This window comes from Streptomyces sp. NPDC053048, assembly GCF_044547045.1.
In the GTDB taxonomy this organism is placed as follows: Bacteria; Actinomycetota; Actinomycetes; order Streptomycetales; family Streptomycetaceae; genus Streptomyces.
Map to the genome: position 1 here is coordinate 98188 of NZ_JBITZS010000013.1, position 15509 is coordinate 113696.

Genomic DNA, 15509 nt, shown 5'->3' on the forward strand with positions numbered 1-15509 from the left:
GCGAGTCAGCCCTTCTGCACGACCCCGGCGCCCGCACTGTCAGCGGCTCCGGCGTCGACGCCCGCACTGCCAGCGGCTCCGGCGTCGACGCCCGCGCCCGCACTGTCACCCGCGCCGGCCGCAAGCCCGTGCGGGCGCGCCGCCCCGCGGACGATCCGGCGCCGGCGCCAGAGCACCAGCGGCAGCGCGCCGGCGAGCCCGAGCGCCGGGGGCACGGCGGCGCCCGCCGCGTTCAGCCCCGGCTGGTCGAAGGTCTTGGGGACCTCCAGGAAGCTCAGCCGGTTGAGCGGCCAGGCCACGGTGATCGCACGGCCGACGACGTCGTCCTCGGAGACCGTGCCCTGGAACCGGTCGCCCTCCATGTGCCAGCGCGAGTCGAGCGAGTCCTGCCGGTGGTCGCCCATCACCCAGATCCGGCCGTCGGGGATCTTGATCGGGCCGAAGGGCTTGTCGCTGCACGGCGTGTTGCCGGGGAAGATGTACGGCTCGTCCAGCGGCTTGCCGTTGACGACCACCGGCTGGTTGTCGCCCTTGCACTCGACCGTGTCGCCGCCGACCGCGATGACCCGCTTGATCAGGTCCTTCTCCTCGGCCGAGGGCATCAGGCCGACGAAGCTCAGCACCTTCTGGATGCCGCTGCCGATCGGACCGTTGTCACCGGCCGGGCTCTCCCCCAGCCAGCCGCCCGGATCGTGGAAGACCACGACCTCGCCCCGCTCGGGTTTGGACCCGAACCACGGCGTCAGCTTGTCCACCAGCACCCGGTCGCCGCGCTGGAGCGTGTTCTGCATCGACTCGGACGGGATCGAGAAGGCCTGCACCAGGAACGTCTTGATGATCAGCGCGAGGGCCAGCGCGATCACGATGAGGAGCGGCAGCTCCTTCCAGAAGGATCGTTGCTTCGGCGGCTCGCGCCGGACCGGCTCGTGGTCGGCCTCGTCCCGGTCGCCGGCGTCGGCCCCCTCGTCCCGGCCGGCGGCCTCGGCCTCGCCGCCGGACAGGCCCTGCCCGTCGCCACGTCCGGAACCCGTCGCGCCCGTCGCACCCGCGGCGCCGTCGTCCGCCGAGACCCGGCCGGCCGGGCCGTGCTCCACCTGGGGGCCGGCCTCGTCCCGCGCGACCTCCCGGGACGGCTCCCCGGAGTGGCCGTCCTCCCCGGGCCGCCTTTCGGGCTCACCGTGACCGGACCGTGCGCCGACCGCCAAATCCCCCACATCCACTCCTCACTCCACGCTGCCGCCTGCCGCACACACGACGCAGGCCCACCACTCCCATAACGAGCGGGAGTTCCGCAGGGGTCGGGAGCCGGATCAATCCCTCTTGATCCATGGGGACACACTATGCGGCGAACCGTCCCCCCGCCCGCGCACGCCCGGCGCGTCGGAACCGCACGGGCCCGCAACGCCCGCCGGTCACAGCCGGCGCCAGTGGCCGAAGGGCCAGGCGATCACCATCGCGCGCCCCACCACCAGGTCCTCCCCGACCGTGCCCTGCCCCGGCCCGGTCAGGTGGTAGCGGGAGTCGGCGGAGTCCGAACGGTGGTCGCCCATGACGAACAGCCGGCGGTCCGGCACCTTCACCTCGAACGTCAGCCGCGAGGGAGGGTTCCCGGGATGGACGTACGGTTCGTCCACCGGCTTTCCGTTGACCGTGATCCTGCCGTCCTTGTCGCAGCACTTGACGGTGTCGCCGCCCACCCCGATCACGCGTTTGATCAGGTCCCGCTCATCGGCGGACGGCAGCAGCCCGATGAAGGTCAGCCCTTGCTTGACCTGCTTGACGCCCACCGGGTCCGGCCCGGCGGAGTACGTCTGGTCGCCGTCCAGCCAGCCGCCCGGATCCTTGAAGACCACCACGTCCCCGCGCTCCGGGCGGGCCCCGAACCACGGCGTCAGCTTGTCGACGAGCACCCGGTCGCCGATCCGGATGGTCTGCTCCATCGAGCCGGAGGGGATGACGAACGCCTGCACGAGGAACGTCTTGAGCACCAGCGCGATCAGCAGCGCCACGCCTATGAGGACGGGCACCTCCTTGATCACCGAACGGCGCCGCCGCCGCTTCAGCCGCTGCGCGGCCCTGCGCCGCTCCGCCCGGCCGCCGGTCGCGGGCAACGGCCCCGCGGTTGCGCCCGCGGCCCCCCGCTCCGCATCCGGCGGGGTTGTACGAGCCGAGGCCGGACGGGCCGGAGCCGTACGAGGCTCCGTGCGCCCCCGGCTACCCATGCGGGCCACCGCCGTGCCCGACCGCCCCGCCGCCGCGTCCCGGATCGGGGACGTCCGCGAAGGCGCCGGACCGTTTCAGCGAGTCGATGCGGCCCAGCGGCCAGCCGATCCAGTCGGCGCGCCCGATGACCCGGTCCAGCGGGACCGTTCCACCACCCGGCTCGCCCAAGTGGTCACGCGAATCACGGGAGTCACTGCGATGGTCACCCATGACCCATAGCTTGCCCTCCGGCACCACGATGTCGAACGGCACTTGGGAGGGTGAGTCCCCGGGATACAGATACTGCTCCTCCAGCACCGGCCGACCGTTGACCTCCAGCCGCCCGCGCCGGTCGCAGCAGCGCACCCGGTCCCCGCCCACGCCCACGACCCGCTTGATGTAGTCGGTGCTCGGCGAGCGCATCAGGCCGACGGACGAGGCACCCTTGCGCACCAGCGCGGCCACCGGGTTCTCCGCCGGCGGGCCGCCCTGCACGAACGAGTCGGTGCCGTCGAAGACGATCACATCGCCGCGCCGGGGTGCGTCCCCGAAGCGGTAGGCGAGCTTGTTGACCAGCACCCGGTCGCCGACCTGGAGGGTGTTCCTCATCGATCCGCTGGGAATCAGAAACGGCTGCACGAGGAAGCTGCTGACCAGAAGCAGGAAGATCATGCAGACGACGAGCAGCAGGCCGGCCTTGCGCAGCGGCCCGCCGTCGGCCACCCAACGACGTGCCGCGCGGGCGTGGCCGCGGACGCCCCCGGGTGAACGGTCGGGAAAACGCGAGGAGCGCGACCCCCGCTCCTCCCCCTGTGCGGGTTCTGGAGAGTGGTCGCGCTCCGAAAGCTGTTCGTCGGTGTCCATCGGCCGAGAGCCTATCCGGCCGGGCCGGGACGCCGGCGGGAAGCTCAGTTGTCGCGCTTCTCCTTGATCTTCGCGGCCTTGCCGCGGAGCTCACGGAGGTAGTACAGCTTGGCGCGACGGACGTCACCGCGGGTGACGAGCTCGATCTTCTCGAAGATCGGGCTGTGCACCGGGAAGGTGCGCTCGACGCCGACGGAGAAGGAGACCTTGCGGACCGTGAAGGTCTCGCTGACGCCCGCGCCCTGGCGGCGGATGACGACACCCTTGAACTGCTGGATGCGGGAGCGGTTGCCCTCGATGACGCGAACGTGGACGTTCACGGTGTCGCCGGGGCGGAAGGCCGGGACGTCGGTGCGCAGGGAAGCGGCGTCGACGCCGGAAAGCAGGGTGGACATGAATGTCTGCTTCCTCGCTGATGCCACAGGTCATCAGCGGAATCGTGCTGAAGGATGGGGTGGTGCGTCACACCGGGCGGACGTCGTTCCCCCTGTGGCAGGGGCGCGCGCCGGGCGCAAGGCAACGGCTTATTCTTCCACGACGGGGGCCACTCGCCCAAATCGGCCGTCCTCGCCCGGGGCCCAGCCCAGGATCGAGAGCATTTCGCGGTCCTTCTTGTCGAACGCCGCCGGGTCGGCGCGCTCGATCAGGTCCGGCCGGTTGCCGGTGGTGCGGCGCAGCGCCTCGTCGCGGCGCCAGCGGGCGATCTTGCCGTGGTGGCCGCTGACCAGGACGTCCGGGATGCCGCGGCCGCGCCACTCGGGGGGCTTGGTGTAGACGGGGCCCTCGAGCAGGTCGGCCATGGCGCCGGGCGCGAAGGAGTCGTCGCGGTGCGACTCGGCGTTGCCGAGGACGCCGGGCAGCAGCCGGGCGATGGCCTCGACCATGACCAGCACGGGGGCCTCGCCGCCGGCCAGTACGTAGTCGCCGATGGAGACCTCGCGGACGTCGAGGCGGTCGCCGTACTCCTCGATGACGCGGCGGTCGATGCCCTCGTAGCGGGCGGGGGTGAAGACCAGCCAGGGCTGTTCGGAGAGCTCGACGGCGAGCTCCTGCGTGAACGGCCTGCCGCTGGGGGTGGGGACGACGAGGACGGGCTTGCCGCCGTCGCCCGACTCGATGACCGAGTCCAGCGCCTCGCCCCACGGCTCGGGCTTCATCACCATGCCGGGGCCGCCGCCGTAGGGCGTGTCGTCGACGGTGTTGTGCTTGTCGTGCGTCCACTCCCGCAGGTCGTGGATGCGGACGTCGAGCTGACCGCGGGCGCGCGCCTTGCCGACGAGCGAGACGTTCAGCGGCTCGAGGTACTCGGGAAAGATCGTGACGACGTCGAGACGCATTACTTCTCCCCCTCCTCGGCGCCGTGCGCGTCGGCGGTCCCGGCCTGGGGCTCCGCCCCGGCTCCCGCCTCCGCCTCGGCGTCGCGCGCGCTGTCGATCTCGGCCTGGTCGGTGTCGAGGAGGCCGAGCGGCGGGTCGATGACCGCGATCTGGCCCTCCAGGTCGATCTCGGTGACGATCTCCGACACGAAGGGGATCATCACCTCGCTGCCGTCGGGCCGCTCGACGATGAAGAGGTCCTGGGACGGCAGGTGGGAGATCTCCGCGATCCGGCCGACGGCCGTGCCGTCGACGGTGATGACGTCGAGGTCCATCAGCTGGTGGTCGTAGAACTCCTCGGGGTCCTCGGGAGTCTCGTCCGGGTCGACGTCGGCGATCAGCAGGGTGTTGCGCAGTGCCTCGGCGGCGTTGCGGTCGCCCACGCCCGCGAACCGCAGCAGCAGCCGGCCGCTGTGCACGCGGCCGGTCTCGATGGTCAGGGGCCCCACGCCCGCGGGGTCCGTGGCCAGCACGGCGCCGGGTCCGAGCCGCAGCTCGGGCTCGTCCGTACGCACCTCAACGGTGACCTCGCCCTTGATGCCATGGGCGCGGCCGATCCTGCCGACTACGAGCTGCACGTCCCTAATCCTTCTCACATTTCCGTACGAACGCGACAACGGGCCGGGAAGGAGAATCCTTCCCGGCCCGTGCCGGTGCTCTATCGCTGCTCAGCGGACGTCGTCCACGTCGACCAGGTCGACACGGATGCCACGGCCGCCGATGGCGCCCACGACGGTGCGCAGGGCACGCGCGGTGCGGCCGTTGCGGCCGATCACCTTGCCGAGGTCATCGGGGTGCACCCGGACCTCCAGCACGCGCCCGCGGCGCAGGTTGCGCGAGGCGACCTGCACATCGTCGGGGTTGTCGACGATGCCCTTTACGAGGTGCTCGAGGGCCTCCTCGAGCATGCTCAGGCCTCGGTCGACTCAGCGGACTCGACCTCAGCGGCCTCGTCCTTCTTCTCCGACTTCTTCGCCTTCGGGGTGATGGCCTCACCCTTCGACGCGTCGGCGGCGTTCACGGCAGCCTCGAAGAGGCCGCTCTTGTCGGCCTTCGGCTCGGCGACGAGCATCGGGGCCGGGGCCGGCAGGCCCTTGAACTTCTGCCAGTCGCCGGTGACCTTGAGGATGGCCAGAACGGGCTCGGTCGGCTGGGCGCCGACGCTCAGCCAGTACTGGGCACGCTCGCTGTCGACCTCGATGCGCGAGGGGTTCTGCACCGGGTGGTACAGGCCGATCTCCTCGATGGCCCGGCCGTCACGGCGGGTGCGGGAGTCGGCGACGACGATGCGGTAGTGAGGCGAACGGATCTTGCCCAGACGCTTCAGCTTGATCTTGACTGCCACTGGAGTGGTGTCTCCTGGTCTTGACGTGGTGGGGCACAACGAGATGCCACGTGGGGTTTGCGGTACTCGGGGTGCCCGATGGACGCGTCAGCCGGAGGAGAGAGGGGTCCTGTGCGACTGTCGAGTACAGCGACCCATTGTGCCACACCCCTGACGGGAGCACCGACCCGGGCCGTGCCCCGGGCCGCACCCCGGGAAGACGGACGTACCTCACCCCTTGTCCGGTGCCGGCCGGCGCTCAGCCGACCGAGACCGCCTCGGGGATGCGGAACGGCTGGCCGCAGCCCCCGCACATGATCGGCGCCTGTGCGAGCACGGAGGGCACCACCCGGACGTTGCGCCCGCACTGGCACACCGCCTTCACCCGCACCCCGCCGCCCGACGAGCCGTGACGCGCGGCCGGGCCGCGGAACGTGCGCGAGGTGTCGGCGGCCGTGGCGACCGTGTGTGCCTTGAGCGCGCGCTGCAGTCTGTCGATCGTGGGCCGGTAGCGCTTGCGCGCCTCCGGGTTGAGCACGACCAGTGAGAAGCCGCTGCTGGGGTGCGGCTCGTCGCTGTGGTCGAGCCCCAGCTCCTCGGCGATCGCCAGGAACCGGCGGTTGTGGTAGCGGCCGGCACGAGAGGTGTCGCGGACACCGCGGGCGGCCGCGATGCCGTGCACTGCCTCGTGCAGCAGCCTTTCGAAGGAGAGCTCGGCGCCGCAGGCGGACGACGACTCCCCGATCAACGATTCGGGCGCGGCTAGATCCGGCAGCTCGGGGTGGAACCGCTGAATGTCGGCCCACGCCTGCGCCAGCTCTGCGGCGAGAACAGGTGGTGTCGTGCTCACGTCGTGACAACGAGCCGGGGCGGCCCGGTGTTCCGATACCGGGCCATCCCAAATATTTTGCACGTACCAGTCAGTTTCCCGACTGATGCGTCCTGACGAGGGCGGGTGCGCAGAACTGCGGAGAAGGCGGATGAGCCGCGCACCAGTTCGCAAGGTGGGACGTACTGACTCATCAGTAAGGGAGATGAGCCGGCGCAAACGCCTCGGGCGCGCGCTCCGGAGCGCGCGCCCGAGGACAGGGTGGATCAGTAGGCGCGCGCGACGATCGCGACGGCGCCCGGGGCGTCGTCGGACTCCGGCACCGAGCCGTCCTCCGCGACCAGGCAGCGCACCGTCACGGCCTGCTCGGCCAGCTTGGCCTCGCCCTCCGCGCCCAGCGTCGCCCACGGGATGCGGGCCCAGCCACCGGCGGCGGCCGCCTCGGCGGCCTCCTCGATGGTCTTCACGTCCGTCGTGCGGGACTCACGGCGCTCACGCGACTCGCGCAGCAGCTGCTCCTGGTCCTCCTCCAGGACCTTCGGCAGCAGCGCGACCAGCTCGTCGATGCGCACCGGCTCCTTGCCGCCCGGAATGCGGCGGGCCAGCATCGCGGTGCCGTTCTCCAGGTCGCGCGGGCCGATCTCGATGCGGACGGGGACGCCCTTGAGCTCCCAGTCCACGGCGCGACGGCCGAAGGGGGTGTCGGTGCGGTCGTCGACCTGCACCCGCACGCCCGCGGCCTTGAGGACGTCGCCGATCTCGCGGACCTTGGCCAGCACGGCCTCGTCGCCCTTGATCGCCAGGACCACGGCCTGGACCGGCGCCAGGCGCGGCGGGACGCGCAGACCGCTGTCGTCGCCGTGCGACATGATCAGACCGCCGACCATGCGGGTCGACACGCCCCAGGAGGTCTGCCAGACCAGCTCCTGCTGCCCGCCCTTCGACAGGTAGGAGGTGTTGAAGGCCTTGGCGAAGTTCTGGCCCAGCTCGTGGCTGGTGCCCATCTGCAGCGCCTTGCCGTCACCCATCATGCCCTCGAGGGTGAGGGTGTTGATCGCGCCCGCGAAACGCTCCTTGGGCGTCTTGCGGCCGAGGACGACGTCGATGCCGAGGACGTTGACCATGAAGTCGTAGTAGACGTCGCGGTGGATGCGGGCCGCGTAGTCGCGGGCGTCCTCGTAGGTGGCGTGGGCGGTGTGGCCCTCCTGCCAGAGGAACTCGCTCGTGCGCAGGAAGACGCGCGGACGCATCTCCCAACGGACCACATTGGCCCACTGGTTGATCAGCAGGGGCAGGTCGCGGTAGCTCTGCACCCACTTCGAGAAGTACTCGTTGATGATCGTCTCGGAGGTGGGCCGGACGACGACCGGCTCCTCGAGCTCCTTGCCGCCGCCGTGCGTGACGACCGCGAGCTCGGGGGCGAAGCCCTCGACGTGCTCGGCTTCCTTCGTCAGGTAGGACTGCGGAATGAACAGCGGGAAGTACGCGTTGGAGGCGCCCGCGTCCTTGATCCGGGCGTCCATCTCCTGCTGCATGCGCTCCCAGAGCCCGTAGCCGTACGGGCGGATGACCATGGTGCCGCGCACCGGGCCGTTGTCGGCCAGCTCGGCCTTGTTGATCAAGTCCTGGTACCAGCGCGGGAAGTCTTCCGCCTGGGGGGTGAGAATGGGAGCCTTTGCCATGCTGCGAATGGTACGGGGCGCGCCACGCCGAGTGTGAATCCGTCCGCCGGCGACCCGCTTCTTCCGGGCCGCGGCGCGTCCGCGTTCGCCTCGCGTTCGCCTCCGGTACGCGCCCGCAATTCGTGCGATGACGCCCGGCACATGCCATCGTGGGCATACGGGAACGTTCTCGCGCCATCCCCCTGGACTCGACGGCTGAAGCGGAGTTCTCTGGCATCGGGGGGTTCGGCACCGCGGCGCACGGATTTCCGCACCGCGGCGCACGGACGGCGGGACTCGGCACGTCGGTACTTCAGCACATCGGTACCTCAGCACGTCGGTACTTCAGCACGTCAGCACTTCGGTACTTCATGGGGGCGGGACAAGGACCAGGGCACCAGGACACGTCACCCGGCGGATTGGGGCGCATTCGATGACACCCACGCTCGTACGGCGGCACCGGCCGTCCCCGACCTCGCCCGAGTCACGGGCCCGCGACTGGGCGGAAATCCAGGAACGCATGCTGGTACCGCTCTACGAGGCGGTGTACGAGCGCCTGGAGGTCGGCCCCGAGACCAGGCTGCTGGCCCTCGGCTGCGGATCGGGCCTGTCCCTGCTGATGGCCGCCGCCCGCGGTGCCGCCGTCTGCGGCGTCGACGCGGACGGCCGGAGGCTGGGGCTGGCCCGCGAACGGCTGCAGCCGGAGGGCACCCCGCCCGACGGCACCCGGCTGCTGGTCGGCGGCCCCGAGGACGTCCCCGGCCCCGCGGGCGGGGCCTTCACGCTCGTCACCGCCTTCGACCCGCTGCGCACCGCCGGGGACACCCGCGCCCTGGCCGCCGACCTGCGCCGGGCCGCCGCCCGCGCCACGCGAGGCGCGCCCGTGGTGCTGGCCGGCTGGGGCCCGCAGGAGCGCTGCGCGGCCTCCGGGGCACTGCGGGTGGCGGCCCGCCTGGCCGACCCCATGTGTGCCCCCGCCCGCTGGCGCCCCAGCGGCCGCGACGACCTGGAGAACCTCGCCCGCGAGGCCGGGCTCGCCCCGGACGGCTCGGGACGCGTCTCCTGCCCGTACGGCTACGCCGACATGCGCAGCGCGGTCCGCGGCCTGCTGTCCACCGGTGCCTTCGACGCGGCGGTGCGGGCGGCGGACGAGGAACAGGTCACCAAGGAATTGACCGAGGCGCTCCACCCGTATCTGCGCGGCGACGGGACGGTGTGGATGCCGAATGTCTTCCGTTACCTGATAGCCCGGGTGTAGTCGGGGTGCGGCCGTACGCGCGAAAGCCCCCGGGCGTCGATGCGCCGGGGGCTTCGCGGAGCCTGTGGATCGCCGGGCTCAGCCCATGAACTTCTTGAACTCGTCGGGGAGTTCGAAGTTCTGTGCGCCCTGACCGGCCGGCAGGCCCAGCGGATTGTCCGCCTGCGCGGCCTCGCGCCGGGCGGCCGCGGCCTGCTCCTCGGCCTTGCGCTTCATCGGGTTGCCGGACTGCCGCTTGCCCTTGGCCTGCTTCTGCTGCTTCTTCTTGCGGGACGCGCCACCGCCCATGCCCGGCAGGCCCGGCATTCCCGGCATGCCGCCGCCCTGTGCCATCCGCGACATCATCTTGCGGGCGTCGAAGAAACGCTCGACCAGGTTCTTCACGGCGCTGACGTCCACGCCCGAGCCCTTGGCGATGCGGACGCGGCGGGAGCCGTTGATGATCGTGGGGTCCTGGCGCTCGGCCGGGGTCATCGACTTGATGATCGCGGCCGTGCGGTCGACGTCGCGCTCGTCGAGGTTGTTGATCTGGTTCTTGATCTGGCCCATGCCGGGGAGCATGCCGAGCAGCTTGCTGATGCTGCCCATCTTGCGGACCTGTTCCATCTGGGACAGGAAGTCGTCGAGCGTGAACTCCTTGGGGCCCTTCGCCAGCTTGGCCGCCATCTTCTCGGCCTCGTCCTGGCTGAAGGTCTGCTCGGCCTTCTCGATGAGGCTGAGCATGTCGCCCATGCCGAGGATGCGGGACGCCATGCGGTCCGGGTGGAACGCGTCGAAGTCGTCCAGCTTCTCGCCGTTGGAGGCGAACATGATCTGCTTGCCGGTCACGTGCGCGACCGACAGGGCGGCACCACCGCGGGCGTCACCGTCGAGCTTGGAGAGCACCACGCCGTCGAAGCCGACGCCGTCGCGGAAGGCCTCGGCGGTGTTGACCGCGTCCTGACCGATCATGGCGTCGACGACGAAGAGGATCTCGTCGGGGCGGACCTCGTCGCGGATGTCCGCGGCCTGCTGCATCATCTCGGCGTCGATGCCGAGGCGGCCGGCGGTGTCGACGATGACGACGTCGTGCTGCTTGGCCCGCGCGAACTCGACCGAGTCGCGTGCGACCTTGACCGGGTCGCCCACGCCGTTGCCCGGCTCCGGGGCGAAGATCGCGACGCCGGCGCGCTCGGCGACGACGCCGAGCTGGTTGACGGCGTTGGGGCGCTGGAGGTCACAGGCGACGAGCAGGGGCGCATGGCCCTGCTTCTTCAGCCAGGTGCCGAGCTTTCCGGCGAGCGTGGTCTTACCAGCACCCTGCAGACCGGCGAGCATGATGACGGTCGGGCCGCTCTTGGCGAACCGCAGTCGGCGGGTCTCGCCGCCCAGGATGGTGATCAGCTCGTCGTTGACGATCTTGATGACCTGCTGGGCGGGGTTGAGGGCCTGCGAGACCTCGGAGCCGAGGGCGCGCTCCTTGACCTGCTTGATGAAGGCACGGACGACGGGAAGGGCCACGTCGGCCTCGAGCAGGGCGATACGGATCTCGCGCGCCGTGGCGTCGATGTCCGCCTCTGAGAGGCGGCCCTTGCCCCGGAGGTTCTTGAAAGTCGCTGCGAGGCGGTCGGAGAGGGTATCGAACACGGTGGTCGCGGATCCTTCTGTCGGGAGTCGGGGCGGCGGCTGACCCCCAAGGGTATCCGCCCCTCCCCCGTCCGGTCAGCCGCCCAGTGACTCCTGCGTCTTCCGGGCCACCACAGCCGCCTCGTCCTCCCCCAGCGGCGCACCCGCGGGCCCCGTCACATAGAACGCGTCCACCACGTTCGCCCCCAGCGTCGAGACGTGCGCACTGCGCACCCACACCCCCGCGTCCTCCAGGGCCCGCCCGATGCGGTGCAGCAGGCCGGGGGCGTCCTGGGCGCGGACCTCCAGGACCGTGGCGGCCCGGGAGCCGCCCGGTACGACGGTCACCCGGGGCGGCGCGTGGACGGTGCCCCGGCGGCGGCCGGCGTAGGCGGCCTCGCGCTCGGCCAGGCGGCCCTCGACGTCCAGGGAGCCCTCCAGGGCCCGTACCAGGTCGCTCCGCAGCCGTGCGGCCTCCGGTGGGGCGCCGTACTCGGCGGCGACCCGCCAGTGCAGCAGCAGGGCGCCGCCGGCGGCCCGCAGTTCCGCCGCCCGGACCGTCAGGCGGTGCAGGGCCAGCACGCCGGCCGTCGCGGGCAGCAGGCCGGGGCCGTCGGGGACGGCGACGGTGAGCTCGAGGGCGTCCGCGACCGGACCGTCGGCGGGCGGGCCCAGCACCACCACCGGGCCGCCCGTGCGCAGGGCCTCGCCGGCGATCCGGGTCTCCTCGGCCGTCGGCGGCCCCGGCTCCGTGCGGTCGGAGACCGGCTCGCCCGCCAGCGCGGCGGACGCGCGGCGGACCAGGTCGGCGACCAGGGACGCGCGCCAGTCGCTCCAGGCCGCCGGGCCCGTGGCGCGGGCGTCGGCCTCGGTGAGGGCGTGCAGCAGCTCCAGCGTGCTCGTCCGGGCCACGGCGTCCGTGACCGCCCGCACGGTGGCCGGGTCGTCCAGGTCGCGGCGCGTGGCGGTCTCGGCGAGCAGCAGGTGGTGGCGGACGAGCGTGGTGAGGACGGCGGTGTCCTCGGCGTCGAAGCCGAGGCGGGCGGCGACGTCCCCGGCGAGGACGGCGCCCGTCCGGGAGTGGTCGCCGGGGTGGCCCTTGCCCATGTCGTGCAGGAGGGCGGCGACGAGCAGCAGGTCGGGGCGGCCGACGCCGCGGGCCAGGGCCGAGGCCCGCACGGCCGTCTCGACGAGGTGCCGGTCGACGGTCCAGCGGTGGACGGGGTTGCGCTGCGGGCGGCAGCGCACGTGCTCCCATTCCGGCAGGAGCCGGGAGACGACGCCCTCGGCCTCCAGGGCCTCCCAGACGGCGATCGTGGGCTCGCCCGCGCCGAGCAGGGTGACGAGCTGTTCCCGGGCCTCGGCCGGCCAGGGCACCGGCAGCGGGCCGGCGCCCGCCATGCGCCGCACCGCGTGCCGGGACAGCGGCAGTCCGGCCTGCGCGGCGGCGGCCGCGGCGCGCAGGGGCAGCACGGGGTCGCGTTCGGGGCGCGCGGTGCGGGCGAGCACCACCTCGCCGTCCTGCTCGACGACGCCCTCGGCGAGCGGGATCCGCTCGGGCTCGACGAACCCGCCGCGGCCGCCGCGCCCGCCGAGGATGCGACGCAGCCGGGGCCGGCCGGAGCGGGACTTCAGCACCCGCCCCACCTCGCGCCAGGTGACGTCGGCGGCGTAGGTGACGGTGCGGGCGGCCTCGTAGACGCCGCGCAGCAGGGCGTCGGCGTCGGCGAGGCCGAGGCGGGTGGCGACCTGGTCCTGTTCCTGCAGGGTGAGGCGGTCGGTGGCGCGGCCGGTGGCCAGGTGCAGGGCGTCGCGGGCGTCGAGCAGGTGCGCGCGGGCCGCCTCGAGGCCCTCGCGCGGGGCGTCGGCGAGCCAGGAGGCGGCGACGGCGCGCAGGGCGGTGGCGTCGCGCAGTCCGCCGCGGGCCTCCTTGAGGTCGGGTTCGAGCAGGAAGCGCAGTTCGCCCTGGCGCCCGGCCCGCTCCTCGCACAACTCGCGCAGTTCCGGCAGGCGGGCGGGGGCCTGGGCGCGCCAGTCCTCGTAGGCGGTGGTGCGCAGGGCGGCGGTGAGGCCGGGGTCGCCCGCAAGGTGGCGGGCGTCGAGGAGGCCGAGGTGGACCTTGAGGTCGCCGGTGGCGGCCTTGCGGGCCTCGGCGGGGGTGCGCACGGAGTGGTCGAGGGCCAGGCCCATGTCCCACACGGGGTACCAGAGGCGGTCGGCGAGGGCGGCGATGCCGTCGGCGCCGGTGGTGCCGTCGTGCAGGAGCAGGACGTCGAGGTCGCTGCGCGGGGAGAGCTCGCCGCGTCCGTAGCCGCCGACGGCGACGAGCGCGACGCCCTGGGCGGGGCCCAGGAGCGCCGCCAGCCAGCGGTCGGTGAGGTGGGCGAGCTCGGTGCGCAGGGCCGCCCCGGCGGGCGGCCGCCCGCCGAGCAGCCGCAGCCTGGCGGCGGCGTAGCCGTCGGGTTCCGGGGCGGTCGGCCTGTTCTCCGTCAACTGGGGCTCCCCGTGGTTCAGAGCGCGTCCGGGCCGCGCTCGCCGGTGCGCACGCGGACGGCCGTGCCGACGTCGATGACCCAGACCTTGCCGTCGCCGATCTTCCCGGTGCGGGCGGACTTCACGATGACGTCGACGACGTCCTCGGCGTCGGCGTCCTCGGTGAGGACCTCCAGGCGTACCTTCGGCACGAAGTCGACGGTGTACTCGGCGCCCCGGTAGACCTCGGTGTGGCCGCGCTGGCGGCCGTAGCCGCGGGCTTCGGTGACGGTCAGGCCGTGGACGCCGAAGGTCTGCAGCGCCTCCTTGACCGTCTCGAGCTGGTGGGTCTTGATGACCGCGGTGATGAGCTTCATGCGTCCACTGTCCTGTTCGTCGGGTCCTGCGGGGCGGGGGCGGGCGAGCCGCCGCGGGAGGCCGGGGCGCCGCCCACCGCGCTGAAGTCGTAGGCGGACTCGGCGTGGTAGGCCTGGTCGACGCCGCTGATCTCGTCCTCCTCGCCCGCCCGGAAGCCCATCAGCTTGTCGACGAGCTTGGCCAGCAGCCAGGAGACGGCGAAGGAGTAGGCCATCACGGAGAACGCCCCGGCCGCCTGCCGGCCGAGCTGGGTGAGGCCGCCGACGCCGTCGGTGGCCAGCAGGCCGACGAGCAGGGTGCCGATGACGCCGCCGACGAGGTGGACGCCGACCACGTCGAGGGAGTCGTCGTAGCCCAGCTTGAACTTCCAGCTGACGGCCCAGGAGCAGACGGCTCCGGCGACAAGCCCGATGAGGATGGCGCCGAAGGCGTCGACGGCCGCGCCGGCCGGGGTGATCGCGACGAGTCCGGCGACGGCGCCGGAGGCGGCGCCGAGGGTGGTGAACGCGCCGTGCCGCACGCGCTCGTAGGCGAGCCAGCCGAGCATGGCGGCGCCGGTGGCGACCTGGGTGTTGAAGGCCATGTTGGCGGCGACGCCGTTGGCGGCGAGCGCGGAGCCGGCGTTGAAGCCGAACCAGCCGAACCACAGCAGTCCCGCGCCGAGCACCACCAGGGGGAGGCTGTGCGGGCGCATCGGGTCCTTCTTGAAGCCGACGCGCTTGCCGACGACCAGGACGGCGGCCAGCGCGCCGATGCCGGCGTTGATGTGGACGGCGGTGCCGCCGGCGAAGTCGATCACCTTGAGCTTGAAGAGCCAGCCGTCGGCCTGCCAGACCCAGTGCGCGACGGGGAAGTAGACGACCGTCACCCACAGGGTGATGAACAGGGCCCAGGCGCTGAACTTCACGCGGTCGGCGAGGGCGCCGCTCATCAGCGCCGGGGTGAGGACGGCGAACATCAGCTGGAAGAGGGCGAAGGCGAGGACCGGGATGCCCTCCTTGCCCCCGGTGAGGGTCTCGGGGCCGATGCCCTTGAGGCCGAGGTGGTCGAGGTCGCCGATCAGCCCGGCCCCGGTGTCGTCACCGAAGGCGAGCGAGTAGCCGAACAGCACCCACAGGACGCTGACGATGCCGAGCGAGACGAACGACATCATCAGCATGTTGAGGACGCTCTTGACCCGCACCATGCCGCCGTAGAAGAAGGCGAGGGCGGGTGTCATCAGCATCACGAGCGCGGCACTGATCAAGACGAATGCGGTATCTGCGCCATTCAATGTCGATGTCTCCTCGCGGCGGCGGCCTGGCCCCCGTACGGGCTGGTGCGATCCCTTGGCCGGTGTTCGCCTCGAGGCTGGCCCAGCGCGGTTTCGGCCGGTGCCGTGGGTTGTTTCGCCCGGGTGACGATGGGGGTGGGCGTGTTACGCCGCGATGAACGGGCGGATGTTCGCGCGGGGCGTGGCCGACCGCGGCGAGCCTCCCGGTGTGACCTGGCGTGGGGGAGCCGAGTCGGGCTGTACGGGAGGTCGCCGCGGCCGGGTCGT

Annotated in this window: 14 protein-coding genes and 1 pseudogene; 1 reads left to right on the forward strand and 14 read right to left on the reverse strand. The window is 72.3% G+C overall.

Annotated elements, in window-relative coordinates:
- Window positions 1-5 precede the first annotated feature (5 nt).
- The 10 genes and pseudogenes from lepB (ACIG36_RS30285) to proS form a co-directional block, all read right to left on the reverse strand.
- Window positions 6-1214 carry a signal peptidase I gene (gene lepB / locus ACIG36_RS30285; RefSeq protein WP_399934743.1) on the reverse strand — a complete coding sequence of 403 codons (1209 nt, stop codon included), beginning with the start codon at window positions 1212-1214 and terminating at the stop codon, window positions 6-8.
- Window positions 1177-2222: pseudogene (gene lepB / locus ACIG36_RS30290) on the reverse strand (signal peptidase I); the annotation flags it as partial. The gene lepB (ACIG36_RS30285) and the pseudogene lepB (ACIG36_RS30290), both read right to left, overlap by 38 nt.
- Entirely contained in the window at window positions 2215-3066 is an 852-nt protein-coding gene (gene lepB / locus ACIG36_RS30295; protein WP_399934745.1) for a signal peptidase I, read from the reverse strand. The pseudogene lepB (ACIG36_RS30290) and the gene lepB (ACIG36_RS30295), both read right to left, overlap by 8 nt.
- A gap of 44 nt (window positions 3067-3110) precedes the next feature.
- On the reverse strand, window positions 3111-3461 hold the full coding sequence (gene rplS / locus ACIG36_RS30300) for a 50S ribosomal protein L19 (RefSeq protein ID WP_399934748.1): 351 nt from the start codon (window positions 3459-3461) through the stop codon (window positions 3111-3113).
- Between the two features lie 129 nt (window positions 3462-3590).
- The gene (gene trmD / locus ACIG36_RS30305; RefSeq protein ID WP_399934751.1) at window positions 3591-4403 is read right to left on the reverse strand and encodes a tRNA (guanosine(37)-N1)-methyltransferase TrmD; all 813 of its coding nucleotides are present in this window, start codon (window positions 4401-4403) and stop codon (window positions 3591-3593) included.
- The gene (gene rimM, locus ACIG36_RS30310) at window positions 4403-5020 is read right to left on the reverse strand and encodes a ribosome maturation factor RimM (RefSeq protein ID WP_399934754.1); all 618 of its coding nucleotides are present in this window, start codon (window positions 5018-5020) and stop codon (window positions 4403-4405) included. The genes trmD and rimM overlap by 1 nt, the downstream gene beginning before the upstream one ends.
- A 90-nt stretch (window positions 5021-5110) precedes the next feature.
- On the reverse strand, window positions 5111-5350 hold the full coding sequence (locus ACIG36_RS30315) for an RNA-binding protein (protein ID WP_190063066.1): 240 nt from the start codon (window positions 5348-5350) through the stop codon (window positions 5111-5113).
- A gap of 2 nt (window positions 5351-5352) precedes the next feature.
- The gene (gene rpsP, locus ACIG36_RS30320; protein WP_399934757.1) at window positions 5353-5787 is read right to left on the reverse strand and encodes a 30S ribosomal protein S16; all 435 of its coding nucleotides are present in this window, start codon (window positions 5785-5787) and stop codon (window positions 5353-5355) included.
- Window positions 5788-6025: 238 nt separating this feature from the next.
- The gene (locus ACIG36_RS30325; RefSeq protein WP_399934760.1) at window positions 6026-6616 is read right to left on the reverse strand and encodes a hypothetical protein; all 591 of its coding nucleotides are present in this window, start codon (window positions 6614-6616) and stop codon (window positions 6026-6028) included.
- A 245-nt stretch (window positions 6617-6861) separates the two neighbouring features.
- The gene (proS, locus tag ACIG36_RS30330) at window positions 6862-8277 is read right to left on the reverse strand and encodes a proline--tRNA ligase (RefSeq protein ID WP_399934763.1); all 1416 of its coding nucleotides are present in this window, start codon (window positions 8275-8277) and stop codon (window positions 6862-6864) included.
- 412 nt (window positions 8278-8689) lie between these two features.
- On the opposite strand from proS, the gene ACIG36_RS30335 reads away from it, so the two are divergent.
- A complete protein-coding gene (locus tag ACIG36_RS30335; protein ID WP_399934766.1) occupies window positions 8690-9514 on the forward strand; it encodes a class I SAM-dependent methyltransferase in 825 nt (274 codons plus the stop codon).
- Window positions 9515-9592: 78 nt separating this feature from the next.
- Here ACIG36_RS30335 and ffh read toward each other — a convergent pair whose 3' ends face one another.
- From ffh to ACIG36_RS30355, 4 genes are all read right to left on the reverse strand, one after another.
- Entirely contained in the window at window positions 9593-11140 is a 1548-nt protein-coding gene (ffh, locus tag ACIG36_RS30340; RefSeq protein ID WP_399934770.1) for a signal recognition particle protein, read from the reverse strand.
- Window positions 11141-11215: 75 nt separating this feature from the next.
- Window positions 11216-13612 carry a [protein-PII] uridylyltransferase gene (locus tag ACIG36_RS30345; RefSeq protein WP_399934774.1) on the reverse strand — a complete coding sequence of 799 codons (2397 nt, stop codon included), beginning with the start codon at window positions 13610-13612 and terminating at the stop codon, window positions 11216-11218.
- Between the two features lie 17 nt (window positions 13613-13629).
- Complete coding sequence (locus ACIG36_RS30350; protein WP_399934777.1) at window positions 13630-13968, reverse strand: P-II family nitrogen regulator; 339 nt, start codon at window positions 13966-13968, stop codon at window positions 13630-13632.
- The gene (locus ACIG36_RS30355) at window positions 13965-15242 is read right to left on the reverse strand and encodes an ammonium transporter (RefSeq protein WP_399934780.1); all 1278 of its coding nucleotides are present in this window, start codon (window positions 15240-15242) and stop codon (window positions 13965-13967) included. The genes ACIG36_RS30350 and ACIG36_RS30355 overlap by 4 nt, the downstream gene beginning before the upstream one ends.
- Window positions 15243-15509 lie beyond the last annotated feature (267 nt).

Coding starts and splice junctions, on each gene's coding strand:
- rplS (WP_399934748.1), bottom strand. CDS start 3,461: ATGTCCACCCTGCTTTCCGGCGTCGACGCCGCTTCCCTGCGCACCGAC.
- ACIG36_RS30335 (WP_399934766.1), top strand. CDS start 8,690: ATGACACCCACGCTCGTACGGCGGCACCGGCCGTCCCCGACCTCGCCC.
- proS (WP_399934763.1), bottom strand. CDS start 8,277: ATGGCAAAGGCTCCCATTCTCACCCCCCAGGCGGAAGACTTCCCGCGC.
- trmD (WP_399934751.1), bottom strand. CDS start 4,403: ATGCGTCTCGACGTCGTCACGATCTTTCCCGAGTACCTCGAGCCGCTG.
- ACIG36_RS30315 (WP_190063066.1), bottom strand. CDS start 5,350: ATGCTCGAGGAGGCCCTCGAGCACCTCGTAAAGGGCATCGTCGACAAC.
- lepB (WP_399934745.1), bottom strand. CDS start 3,066: ATGGACACCGACGAACAGCTTTCGGAGCGCGACCACTCTCCAGAACCC.
- ACIG36_RS30350 (WP_399934777.1), bottom strand. CDS start 13,968: ATGAAGCTCATCACCGCGGTCATCAAGACCCACCAGCTCGAGACGGTC.